This is a genomic window from Microbacterium sp. MEJ108Y, assembly GCF_000834175.1.
Classification (GTDB): domain Bacteria; phylum Actinomycetota; class Actinomycetes; order Actinomycetales; family Microbacteriaceae; genus Microbacterium; species Microbacterium forte.
The window spans coordinates 104,729-117,059 of sequence record NZ_JXQX01000007.1; the positions used below are offsets into that span (position 1 = coordinate 104,729).

Sequence of the window (12,331 nt, forward strand, 5' to 3'; positions counted from 1 at the left end):
TCTGCTCAGTCGGTGAGTGCGCGCACCACGGCGTCGGCGAGCAGCCGACCGCGCAGAGTGAGCTGAACGCGTCCGCGCACGGCGGCGGCCGGGTCGACGAGTCCGTCCGCGATCAGGCCGGCGACCCTGGTGCGTTTGTCTGCCTGGAGGTCGGCGACCGCGATCCCCTCGCGGATCCGGCTCAGGAGCAGGACCCGCTCGAGCATCGTGGACTCCTCGTCGGGGCGCTCGGTGCCCGCCGCGGGCGACTCCGAGGCCGCGAGACGCTGAGCGTAGGCGGCCGGGTGCTTGACGTTCCACCACCGCAGACCAGCGACATGGCTGTGCGCGCCGGGGCCGAACCCCCACCAGTCGCTTCCCCGCCAGTATGCGAGGTTGTGTCGCGAGCGCTGGTCCACGCTGCGAGACCAGTTGCTGATCTCGTACCAGTCGAAGCCCGCCGCCGCGAGACGCGCATCGGCGAGCTCGTACATGTCGGCCTGCAGATCGTCGTCCGGCGACGGCACCTCGCCCCGGCGGATCTGCCGGGCGAGCTTGGTGCCGTCCTCGATGATCAGCGCATAGGCCGAGATGTGGTCGGAGTCGAGCGCCAGCGCCGCCTCGATCGAAGATTCCCAGTCGGACAGCGACTCCCCCGGCGCTCCGTAGATCAGGTCGACGCTGACCGCGAGACCCGCATCCTTCGCTGCCGCGACGGCTGTCGTCACGTTCTCGGGCCGGTGGGTGCGGTCGAGAGCCGCGAGCACATGGGGAACGGCCGACTGCATGCCGATCGACAGCCGCGTGACCCCGGCATCCGCGAGGGTTCGAGCGACTTCCGGCGTCACCGTATCGGGGTTCGCCTCCACCGTGACCTCTGCCCCGTCGACCAGCCCGAACGCATCTGTCGCAGCGTCGAGCATGCGGGCGAGGTCGCCGGCCGGCAGCAGGGTGGGCGTGCCTCCGCCGAAGAACACCGTGTCCATGGGGCGCAGCGCGCCCGCGTCCGCGAGGACGCGTCTCGCGAGGTCGATCTCCGTGATCAGCGTCGAGGCGTAGTCCTCCTGCTTCGCGCCTCGGAGCTCGCCGGACGTGTAGGTGTTGAAGTCGCAGTAGCCGCAGCGTACCCGGCAGAACGGGACGTGCAGATAAGCCGAGAAAGGCACGGCGCGATCGATCGGCAGATCGGACGGAAGACGGCCGTCGGCCGGTGCCGGATCACCGAGAGGAAGCGGGCCCGCCATCAGAGAGGTACGGCCATCAGACGGGGGTCGCGTACAGCGGCGAGATCGCCCGCAGATAGCGCGCGAAGAGCTCGCGTCGGCGACGCTTCACGAGAGGCGGGATGACGCGGTAGAGCAGGGAGTTGGGGGCGTCGAACGCCCGCACCGTGAACCAGACCTCGTCGTTGTCTTCGCGCCAGTCGATGTCGAACGACTCCTCGCCCCGCACGACCGACCCGCCGACGGTGCCGAGCACGAAGCCGATCCGTCGCTTCTCCTCGGTCACCGAGATCACGCGAAGCTCGGCATCCGCTCGCATCCCACTCACACGCCCATGCAGACGAAGAGTCATCCCCGGCCCTGCGAACGGGGTTCCCTCGGCATCGAAACGCTGCTCGACGTCGTTCTTGCTCGGGGCGATCGGATTTCCCTCGGCATCGAAGCTCACCCCGGCGTACGCGGGGCCGGGAGCCGGACGGACATCATCGACGCTCAGACCTGAGGCGCGCTGCGCCGTCCAGGTGAGGAGTGCTTCGCCCGCAGACTGGAACCGCTCGACACCGCTGCCGATCCGCCAGGAATTCTCCGCAGGGATGCTGCGCTCCGGCGGGTACTGCATCAGGTCGGGCGCGTGGGTCGCACCCACGGCCGCATAGTCCACCGTGTCGTCTCGGAAAGTCCCGCGCCGCATGTTCTCGAGCCTACTTCCCGTTCCCTGGAGGATCACCCTGTACGCGCCGGAACCGCCCGACCCGCAGAGCTCCTACTTCTTTTCCTTGCCTTCGACATCTCCCGAGAGTGCAGCGATGAACGCCTCCTGGGGGACCTCGACCCGTCCGACCATCTTCATGCGCTTCTTGCCCTCTTTCTGCTTCTCGAGGAGCTTGCGCTTACGGCTGATGTCACCGCCGTAGCACTTGGCGAGCACGTCCTTGCGCAGGGCTCTGATCGTCTCGCGGGCGATGATCCTGGCGCCGATGGCGGCCTGGATCGGCACCTCGAAGTTCTGGCGAGGGATCAGCTTGCGCAGTCGCTCCGTCATGAGCGTGCCGTACGCGTAGGCCTTGTCGCGATGCACGATCGAGCTGAACGCATCGACCTTGTCGCCCTGCAACAGGATGTCGACCTTCACGAGGTCCGCTTCCTGCTGTCCGGCGGGCTCGTAGTCGAGCGACGCATAACCCTGAGTCTTCGACTTGAGCTGATCGAAGAAATCGAAGACGATCTCGCCGAGCGGCATCATGTAGCGCAGCTCCACGCGCTCCTCCGAGAAATACTCCATGCCCAGAAGCGAGCCGCGGCGGGACTGGCAGAGCTCCATGACGGTGCCGACGTAGTCCTTGGGCAGCAGGATGGCCGTCTTGACCATGGGCTCGGACACGGAGCCGATGCGCCCGTCGGGGTACTCGCTCGGGTTCGTGACCGTCACGGTCTCGCCGGTGTCGCTGGTGAGCACCTCGTAGATCACGCTGGGCGCGGTCGTGATGAGGTCGAGACCGAACTCGCGCTCGAGACGTTCGGTGATGATCTCGAGGTGCAGCAGGCCGAGGAAACCGCATCGGAATCCGAACCCGAGGGCGACCGACGTCTCGGGCTCGTACTGGAGCGAGGCGTCGGAGAGCTTCAGCTTGTCGAGCGCTTCGCGCAGCTCCGCATAGTCGCTGCCGTCGATCGGGTAGATGCCCGAGAAGACCATGGGCTTCGGGTCGGTGTAGCCGGCGAGGGCCTCGGTCGCGGGCCTGCGCGCCGTCGTGACGGTGTCTCCGACCTTGGAGAGCCGCACGTCCTTCACGCCGGTGATGAGGTAGCCGACCTCGCCGACGCCCAGACCCTTGGTGGGCACCGGCTCCGGGCTCGACACGCCGACCTCGAGCGCCTCGTGGGTAGCACCCGTGGACATCATCTGGATGCGCTCGCGCGGTGACAGACTTCCGTCGATCATGCGGACGTAGGTGACCACGCCTCGGTAGGCGTCGTAGACGGAGTCGAAGATCATGGCTCGGGCCGGGGCGTCGGCATCGCCGACGGGCGCCGGGATCTCCTTGACCAGGCGATCGAGCAGCTCCTCGACCCCCACACCGGTCTTGCCCGAAACCCGCAGCACGTCCTCCGGCTTGCCGCCGATGAGCGATGCCAGCTCCTTGGCGTACTTGTCAGGATCGGCCGCCGGCAGATCGATCTTGTTCAGCACCGGGATGATGTGCAGATCGTTCTCGAGCGCCAGATAGAGGTTCGCGAGCGTCTGGGCCTCGATGCCCTGGGCAGCGTCGACGAGCAGGATCGCTCCCTCGCACGCGGCGAGAGAACGTGACACCTCGTACGTGAAGTCGACGTGCCCCGGGGTGTCGATCATGTTGAGCGCGAAGGTCTCGCCCTCGATCTCCCACGGCATCCGCACGGCCTGGCTCTTGATGGTGATGCCGCGCTCGCGCTCGATGTCCATGCGGTCGAGGTACTGCGCGCGCATGTCACGGTCCGAGACCACGCCGGTGATCTGGAGCATGCGGTCGGCGAGGGTCGACTTGCCGTGATCGATGTGCGCGATGATGCAGAAATTGCGGATCTGCGCCGAAGGCGTCGCGGCAGGCTGAAGCGGAGTGAGGGCGCGTGGTGACATGTCCTGACGATTCTACGGTGAGGCGCGACTAATGCCCGCTTCGTCCGATCCGGTGATATTCTGCCGAGGTTGCCCGGGAGCCATCCGTGACACCGGATCCCGTGAGCGACAAGACTCCGTCACAGACCAAGTGGAGGCGTCGTGTCGCGCAGATCGGCTGATGGTGATTGACTGTCTTCCCGGCTCAGCGTTGCGTCGGCGGATCCCGCGTGCGTCTGTAAAAGAGAAAGAATCATCACCTTGATCAAGTATCTGTTGCGCCGCCTGCTGGGTTGGGTGCTGATGATCGTCATCGCGACGAACATCACCTACTTCCTCGCGTGGCTGTACCTCGACCCTGAGAACAACTACGTCGGACGGCGTCCACCGCTTTCAGCCGATCAGATCGACAATCTGCTGGGTCCTCGCAACCTCAGCGAGTCGGTGCCTCTCATCGAGCGGTGGTGGACCTGGTTCTCGAACATCCTCTTCCACTGGAACTGGGGCCTCAGCCCGACGGGCGAGTCGATCAACGAGCAGGTCGCCTACCGCGTCTGGATCAGTGCCGAGCTCGTCCTCGGTGCGACGATCATCACGACGATCCTCGGCATCGCCCTCGGCGTGTACACCGCCTCGCGGCAGTACAAGCTCGCTGACCGCATCGGTCAGGGCACGAGCATCATCACGATGAACATCCCCACCGTCGTCGCCGGCTTCGCTCTGGTCCTCCTGGCGATCAACTTCAACAACGCGGTCGGCACGACCGTCTTCTACGTGGTGGGTTCGTCCAGTCAGGGGGTGGAGGGCTTCTTCCCCGTGCTCGTCGATGTGCTGCAGCATCTGACCCTCCCCACGCTGGCCCTCGTACTCACGGGGTATGCCGGCATCCACTTCCTCCAGCGCTCGCTGCTGCTCGACAACATCAAGGCCGACTACGTGCGCACCGCGCGGGCGAAGGGGCTGACCAAGCAGCAGGCGATCCGCAAGCACGCTCTGCGAACGTCGCTGATCCCCGTCACGACGCAGGTCGCGTTCACCATCCCGGCCGTCTTCACGGGTGCGGTGCTGACCGAGACGATCTTCAACTGGAACGGGATGGGGCGCTACTTCATCCAGACCCTCAACAACAACGACATCCACGGCGTCGTCGCGGTCGCGGCATTCGGCGCCCTGATGACCGCGATCGGCGCGATCCTCGCCGACATCGCCGTCGTCGTCCTCGATCCGAGAGTGCGGGTGAGCTGATGGCTCTGGAAAGCATCGGGGTCTCCCCCGAAATCGCAGACAAGCCGAAGAACCGCAAGCGCACTTCGATGCTGACGCTGTACACGCGTCGCTTCATGCGCAACCGCGGCGCGCTGATCGGCGTCGTCATCCTCGCCCTGCTGGTGGTCTTCGCGATCGTCGGTCCGCTGATCTCGCCCTATTCGCACACCGACCTCGACTTCCTCGCGCTGCGCACGGGGCCGTCGGCCGAGCACTGGTTCGGGACGAACGGATCGGGCAACGACAACTTCGCGCAGGTCGCCGTGGGCCTCCAGCGCTCGATGATGATCGCTGCGCTGGTGGCGATCGGCACGACCGTGGTCTCGGCCATCGTCGGTGCGACGGCCGCGTACTTCGGCGGACGCTACGAGCGCATCATGCTCGCCATCATCCACTTCATGATGGTCGTGCCGAACTTCCTCATCCTCGCGATGATCTCGAACGACGCCGGCGGAAACTGGCTCGTGATCTCGCTCGTGATGATCTTCATCGTCGGATGGTTCTTCCCCGCGCGCGTCATCTGGACGCTGTCGCTGTCGATCCGCGAGCGCGAGTACGTCCACGCCGCCCGCTACGCCGGTCTGTCGGGCATGCGGATCGTGATCCGCCACATGCTGCCGAACATCGGCTCGCTGCTGGTGATCAACTTCACCCTCGGCGTCGTCTCGGCGGTGCTCACCGAGACCGCCCTGTCGTTCCTCGGGTTCGGTGTGAAGCTGCCCGACGTCTCACTCGGTGCGCTCATCGGCTACGGCTCGAGCACGCTCGTGAGTGCGCCGTGGCTGTTCTACTTCCCCGCGGCGGCGCTGACGCTGCTCACCGTCTCGATGGCACTCATCGCCGACGGTCTGCGCGACGCCCTCGATCCGACCTCGGCGGCTGGAGGTCGCGCATGAGTACTGTTCTTTCGGTCCGAGACCTCAAGGTCAGCTTCCCGTCCGAAGCTGGTCGCGTGGACGCCGTGCGTGGCGTCTCCTTCGATCTCGAAGCGGGCAAGACGCTCGGTATCGTCGGCGAATCCGGCTCCGGCAAGTCCGTCACCTCGCTCGCGATCATGGGCCTGCTCGACGACAATGCCAAGGTCAGCGGCTCCATCGTCTACGACGGCCAGGAGCTTCTCGGCAAGTCCGACAAGCAGCTCTCGGTGATCCGCGGCAACGGCATGGCCATGGTCTTCCAGGACCCGCTGACGTCGCTCACTCCGGTCTTCACGATCGGCGACCAGCTGATCGAGGCGCTCACCGTGCACCGTCGACTGTCGAAGAAGGATGCCTGGGACCGCTCGGTCGAGCTGCTGAAGCTCGTGGGGATCCCCGAGGCGGAGCGCCGGATGAAGGCGTTCCCGCACGAGTTCTCCGGCGGCATGCGCCAGCGCGTCGTGATCGCCATCGCGATGGCCAACAATCCGAAGCTGATCATCGCCGACGAGCCGACCACCGCGCTCGACGTCACCATCCAGGCGCAGATCCTCGAGCTCATGGAGAAGGCGCAGGAGGAGACCGGCGCCGCGATGATCATCATCACCCACGACATGGGAGTCGTCGCGAAGACCGCCGACGACGTGCTTGTGATGTACGCGGGAAAGCCCGTCGAGCACGCACCGGTGCGCGAACTGTTCTACCGCACCCGGATGCCGTACTCGATCGGCCTGCTCGGAGCCATCCCCCGCGTCGACAAGACCGAGAAGGTGCCGCTGATCCCGATCAAGGGCAACCCTCCGCTGCTGATCGACCTGCCGGATGCGTGCCCGTTCGCGGCGCGCTGCCCGATCGCTATCGATGCGTGCCGTGAGCGTGAGCCCGACCTGCTGCCGATTACCACGAGCGGGCACACCGATCACTCGGTCGCCTGCATCCGCGCGAACGACATCGACGACGATGGGAAGATCGGCGGGCTGCCGGTGTTCCCGATCCCCGAGATCCCCGAGAGCACGCTCGCCAAGGTGCCGCGCGAGGATCGCCCGATCACGCTGGAGGCGGTCAACCTCAACAAGATCTTCCCGCTGATGAAGGGCGCATTCTTCAAGCGCAAGGTCGGCGAGGTGCACGCTGTCAAGGGCATCAGCTTCGACATCCGCCAGGGTGAGACCCTCGCGATCGTCGGCGAGTCCGGCAGCGGCAAGACCACGACGCTGCTGCAGATCATGGACCTGGTCGAGCAGGAGGACGGCGACATCCGGATCGGCGGCACCAGCGTCGCCGACATCAAGAACCGTGCAGAGGAGCGCAAGCTCCGCCGCGACCTGCAGATCGTGTTCCAGGATCCGATGGGGGCACTCGACCCTCGAATGACCGTCTGGGACATCATCGCCGAGCCGATGCTCGCGATCGGCATGAGCAAGGACGATGTGTTCGACCGCGTCGAAGAGCTCATGGGGCTCGTCGGTCTCGACCCCGCGCACAGCGATCGATTCCCCCAGGCGTTCTCGGGCGGCCAGCGTCAGCGCATCGGCATCGCACGAGCACTGTCGACGAACCCCAAGATCGTCGTGCTCGACGAGCCCGTCTCGGCGCTCGACGTCTCGATCCAGGCCGGCGTGATCAACCTGCTCGACGAGCTGAAGGCCAAGCTCGGCCTGTCGTATCTGTTCGTCGCCCATGACCTCGCGGTCGTGCGGCACATCGCCGACCGGGTCGCCGTGATGTACAAGGGATCGTTCGTCGAGCACGGTGATGTCGATCAGGTGTTCGACGATCCGCAGCATCCGTACACGAAGGCGCTGCTGTCGGCGATCCCGATTCCCGACCCTGACATCGAGCGCACCCGCGAGCGGATCATCCTCCCGGTCGAGGGCTTCGACGCCGAGGCGATCGCCGCCAGCTGACCTGTTTACCGATGTGCACAGTCCGGTAACGGTTCCGTGTCCCTGGGGTTTCGCCCGCGAGTTGCGGGGTTAGTCTGCCCCTATCCCAAGTAAGGCCGACAGGCACTAAGGAGTACCATGAAACGGCATCAGAAGCTGATGGGCATCGCTGCTCTCGGCGCCGCCTTCGCACTCGTCATGAGCGGGTGTGCACCGGCAGGCAACGGCGGCGGCAACAGCGGCGAAGGCGAAGCTCAGACGGTCGAGGGCGCGGACTACAACCCGCAGCCCCGCGAGAACCTCGCAGAGGGTGGCGAGCTCCGCATCCCGATCTCGAACATCGCCGAGCAGCTGAACTACTTCCACAGCGACGGCGACGCGCGCGTCACGCAGGTCGGCACGTGGTTCCGCCCGCAGATCCTGCTCATGGATCCTGACGGCACCGTCAAGAAGAACGACGCGTACCTCGACGACTACTCCTTCGGTGTCGAGGACGGCAAGACCGTCCTGCACTTCAAGGTCAACGAGAAGGCGGTCTGGAACGACGGCACGCCGATCGACGTCACCGCGTTCAAGGCCACCTGGGAAGCCCAGAACGGCGAGAACGAGGAGTACCAGCCGAACGCGACCGACGGCTGGAAGGAGATCGAGTCCGTCGAGGCCGGCGAGAACGACCGCGACGTCATCGTCACCTTCAAGGGCGAGTTCGCCTGGCCCGAGATGGTCTACTCGCAGCTGCTGCACCCGGCGGTCAACACGCCTGAACTCTTCAACACCGCCTTCCTCGGCGACTGGCACCCGGAGTGGGGCGCTGGCCCCTACACGGTCGAGAACTTCGACAAGACCGGCGGCGTCGTCACCCTCGTCCCGAACGAGAAGTGGTGGGGCAACGCTCCGCTGCTCGACAAGGTCTCCTTCATCCAGATGGAGCCGACCGCGGCGGTCAACGCACTGCGCAACGGCGAGGTCGACATGGCCGAGACCGGCAGCGCCGAGCTGCTCGCACAGGTCGAGGGCCTCGAAGGCGTCAAGACCTACAAGGGTCAGGCCACCGCGAACGCGATCTTCACGCTGAACTCGACCAACCCCGTGCTGGCCGACCTCGAGGTCCGCAAGGCCGTGTTCGAGGCCATCAGCATCGAGCAGGTCAAGGACATCGTCTTCAACGGTCTGAACTACACGGAGGAGCCCGCCGGTTCCCTCACGCTGTTCTCCTTCCAGCCGAACTACATCAACGCGCTGGAAGAGGCCGGCCGCAAGGACGGCGACACCGAGGGCGCCAACAAGCTCCTCGATGAGGCCGGCTGGGTCGCCGGTGCCGACGGCATCCGCGAGAAGGACGGCCAGCGCCTGTCGCTCGTCTTCCCGAACCACTCCGACACCGAGACCGCTCGTGCCCGCACGCTCGCGGTTCAGGCTCAGCTGAAGGAGGTCGGTGTCGAGGTCGTCATCGACCAGCGTCCGTCGGCGGACTTCGCAGAGGACTACACCACGCAGAACGGTGACATCTTCTTCCTCAACTTCACGTCGTCCGACCCGTTCGGTGCTGCCTGGTTCTGCCAGCTGTACTGCTCGGACAGCGGCCTGAACCTCTCGGGCACCGGCACCGAGGAGATCGACAAGATGATCCACGATGAGCTCGAGACGATCTCCGACCCGGTCGAGCAGACCAAGAAGGCCATGGAGATGGAGTCCGAGATCTTCGCGAAGACCTGGGGCGTCATCCCGGTTCTCAACGGCCCGGAGATCTGGACCGTCAAGGAGGGTCTCGCCAACCTCACGCCCGAGCCCTACGTGGGCCTCGACCTCTTCGGCATCACGCCGGTGGAGAACGTGGGATACGAGAAGTAATCTATTCGGAGCCTGACTCGTCAGGGCTTCGCGGCGGGGTCGGTGGTTCATCCACCGGCCCCGCCTTTCTCTATGCTGAAGGCGTGAGCGTCCAGATCGTCTTCGTGCACGGCATCCGCACGTCCGCGACGATGTGGCGCTCGCAACTCGAGTTCCTCGCCGACCAGGGCATCCCTGCCATCGCTGTCGATCTTCCCGGCCACGGCACGCGGATGAACGAGGACTTCACCCTGCACGAGGCTCTCCACACGATCGACGTCGCGGTGCGCGACGCCGCCAGTCGAGGGCCCGTACTGCTCGTCGGACACTCGATGGGCGGCCTGCTGTCGCTCGCCTATGTCGGCGGCGTCGAGACGCCCCGAGTCGCCGGACTGGTGGCCGCGTCCTGCACGTCGCTCCCCCGCGGCGCGGGGCTTGCGGCGTATCGTGCGATCGCCCGGGCCGTCGACCGTCTGCCGGATCGAGGGATGTGGCTCACACGGCGGTTCCTCGCCGCGACGATCCCGATCGAGACGCGCGGGGACTTCGCCGCGGGAGGTTACGCCCTGGATACCCAGGACACCGCTCTTCGGAACCTCGCCACCCTCGACCTCGCGACCGCCGTCTCTCGCATCGAGGTGCCGCTGTGGTTCGTGAACGGGCAGTGGGATCAGCTGCGGGTCAACGAAGCCCTCTTCCGACGGCTCGCGCCGCACGCCGAGCTGATCGTCGTGCCTCGCACCACCCACCTCGTCACCGCGATGCGTCCGCAGATCTTCAACGCCGTCCTGCGACTGGCCGTCGCGACCATCGAGTCCGAAGCTACGGCTGCGGCAGCGGATCCCGCGCAGGCTGCCTCGCGAGAGCGGTGAGCCCGCCGCCGACGAGCGACAGCACGGCGGCGACGACGAACACGAGCCAGAACCCGCCGACGAGCGCGACGAGGCCTGCGCCGAGCACAGGGCCGATCAGCTGGCCGAGGGCGGCGGTGACGTACACGATGCCGAGGTCGCGGGCGTGGTCCTTCTCGTCGGGAAGCAGATCGGCAGCGAAGGCGAGTCCGACGGTGGAGAACGCGCCGTAGCCGAGCCCCATGAGCGCCGCCGCGACCATCGTCGCCTCGAACGTCGGGACCAGGGCGATCACGATGCCCGAGGCCGCCTGCACGAACGTGGCCAGGATGGTGAGGGTGCGTCTGTTGCCGGTGCGGTCGGACAGCACGCCGGTGAAGACCGACGCGAGCACCACGAACAGCGTGTAGACCACGATCAGGAGCAGCAGGTTGTCCTGCGCCACCGTCGTCTCCTGGTGCAGGCCGTGAAGCAGGAAGAAGAGGAACAGCGCGGTGCCCAGCGCGTTGCCGATGTTGGTCACGAGGCGGCCTGACAGCATCCAGGCGAAGTCCCGATCGCGCAGCGATGCCAGCAGACGACGATCGCTCTTGCCGGGCTGGGTGCGGACGAGCGCCGGCGGGTCGGGCAGAAGCAGCGCCGCGGCCGTTCCCACGGCCGCGATCACCGCGGCGAGCAGAAGGTAGCCGTCGCGGATGCCGAGGCCGAGGAGCACCACGAGACCCACCCCCAGGACGATCCCCACCGCCTGACTCGATCCCACGGCCGCGGCTGCCGCGCCCCGTTGCGTCGTCGGGAGCTGATCGGCGATGAGTGCGGTGAAGGCGGCCGACGACACCGAGACGCCGATAGACACCCCGACCCACGCGGCGCCCACGGCCCAGGGACCTTCGCTGAAGCCGGTGACGATGAGGAAGACCGCGGTGACGAGCACGCCCCCGATCGCCCAGGGGCGCCGGCGTCGGCGTCCGACTCGTGCTCGGTCTGACAGAGCGCCGGCCACCGGGCCTGCGACGATGCCGGCGAGACCGCCGATGCCGAGCACGAACCCCGAGGAGATGACGCCGCTGATCCAGTCGTCCTCCGCGGTGTCGAGTTGGAGTGGCAGCAGAAGCTGAACGGGCGTGAGCTGCACGGTCCAGATGGCCAGCCAGGCGAGGGTGAACACGGTCATCCATCGCGGCCCGACCCTGCGGAAGCTGGGCATCGGCGAGACAGCGGGGAGGGCGGGGCTCATGTCGCTCCTTGACGTCGATCTCGCGACGCGAGTGTCGGGATACTGATGATTGTGCACCCGCACGCCCCGATGCCGCATCCTGCACGAGAGGACGCGGCCCCCGTTTAGGGCGAACCGCCCCGATGCTGGTAGAGTTGGTTCTTGGCTTGCGTGTGGGTTCTTCCCTCACGACCGCCGAGTGGAAGCCCTCTTCTTCTGCCGGCATTTCCTAACAACTCCGTACAGAAAGCGTCCACACGTGGCAAACATCAAGTCGCAGATCAAGCGCAACAAGACCAACGACAAGGCTCACGAGCGCAACAAGGCCGTGAAGAGCGAGCTGAAGACGCACATCCGCGCGACGCGCGCTGCTGTCATCTCCGGTGACAAGGCTGCAGCCGAGAAGGCTCTGAAGGCCGCCTCCCGCAAGCTCGACAAGGCCGTCAGCAAGGGTGTCATCCACCAGAACCAGGCTGCGAACCGCAAGTCCTCCATCGCCAAGCAGGTCTCCGCTCTCTGAGCTGATTCCACGCCTGACGGTGTGACAAGAGCCCGTCCCGTTCGCGG

The 12,331-nt window shown here is 66.2% G+C and carries 10 protein-coding genes; 6 read left to right on the top strand and 4 right to left on the bottom strand.

Translation table 11 applies throughout. The annotated features are described in order from the left end of the window. Positions 1-5: 5 nt before the first annotated feature. The 3 genes from hemW to lepA all read right to left on the bottom strand — a co-directional run bounded on the left by hemW (position 6) and on the right by lepA (position 3,819). The gene (gene hemW, locus RU09_RS03845) at positions 6-1,223 is read right to left on the bottom strand and encodes a radical SAM family heme chaperone HemW (protein ID WP_042537655.1); all 1,218 of its coding nucleotides are present in this window, start codon (positions 1,221-1,223) and stop codon (positions 6-8) included. A gap of 16 nt (positions 1,224-1,239) precedes the next feature. Continuing rightward, entirely contained in the window at positions 1,240-1,893 is a 654-nt protein-coding gene (locus RU09_RS03850) for a DUF1990 family protein (RefSeq protein ID WP_042537657.1), read from the bottom strand. A gap of 72 nt (positions 1,894-1,965) precedes the next feature. Further along, positions 1,966-3,819 (bottom strand): translation elongation factor 4, encoded by a 1,854-nt coding sequence (gene lepA, locus RU09_RS03855; protein ID WP_042537658.1) that lies wholly within the window; start codon positions 3,817-3,819, stop codon positions 1,966-1,968. 240 nt (positions 3,820-4,059) lie between these two features. Here lepA and RU09_RS03860 point away from each other — a divergent pair, with 240 nt between their 5' ends. The 5 genes from RU09_RS03860 (at position 4,060) to RU09_RS03880 (ending at position 10,569) form a co-directional block, all read left to right on the top strand. Then, positions 4,060-5,043, top strand: coding sequence for an ABC transporter permease (locus tag RU09_RS03860; RefSeq protein WP_042537659.1), 984 nt, complete (start codon positions 4,060-4,062; stop codon positions 5,041-5,043). Next, positions 5,043-5,960, top strand: a complete 918-nt coding sequence (locus RU09_RS03865; protein ID WP_042537660.1) for an ABC transporter permease — start codon at positions 5,043-5,045, stop codon at positions 5,958-5,960. The genes RU09_RS03860 and RU09_RS03865 overlap by 1 nt, the downstream gene beginning before the upstream one ends. Then, complete coding sequence (locus tag RU09_RS03870; protein WP_042537662.1) at positions 5,957-7,888, top strand: ABC transporter ATP-binding protein; 1,932 nt, start codon at positions 5,957-5,959, stop codon at positions 7,886-7,888. Before RU09_RS03865 ends, RU09_RS03870 begins: the two co-directional genes overlap by 4 nt. Positions 7,889-8,005: 117 nt before the next feature. Further along, positions 8,006-9,718: an ABC transporter family substrate-binding protein gene (locus tag RU09_RS03875; protein WP_042537665.1), complete on the top strand. Its 1,713-nt coding sequence runs from the start codon at positions 8,006-8,008 to the stop codon at positions 9,716-9,718. A gap of 83 nt (positions 9,719-9,801) precedes the next feature. Continuing rightward, positions 9,802-10,569, top strand: coding sequence for an alpha/beta fold hydrolase (locus RU09_RS03880; RefSeq protein ID WP_042537667.1), 768 nt, complete (start codon positions 9,802-9,804; stop codon positions 10,567-10,569). Here RU09_RS03880 and RU09_RS03885 read toward each other — a convergent pair. Next, positions 10,520-11,785, bottom strand: coding sequence for an MFS transporter (locus tag RU09_RS03885; RefSeq protein WP_042537670.1), 1,266 nt, complete (start codon positions 11,783-11,785; stop codon positions 10,520-10,522). The two genes, RU09_RS03880 and RU09_RS03885, sit on opposite strands and share 50 nt — an antisense overlap. Positions 11,786-12,023: 238 nt before the next feature. On the opposite strand from RU09_RS03885, the gene rpsT reads away from it, so the two are divergent. Then, complete coding sequence (gene rpsT / locus RU09_RS03890) at positions 12,024-12,284, top strand: 30S ribosomal protein S20 (RefSeq protein WP_042537672.1); 261 nt, start codon at positions 12,024-12,026, stop codon at positions 12,282-12,284. Positions 12,285-12,331: the final 47 nt, after the last annotated feature.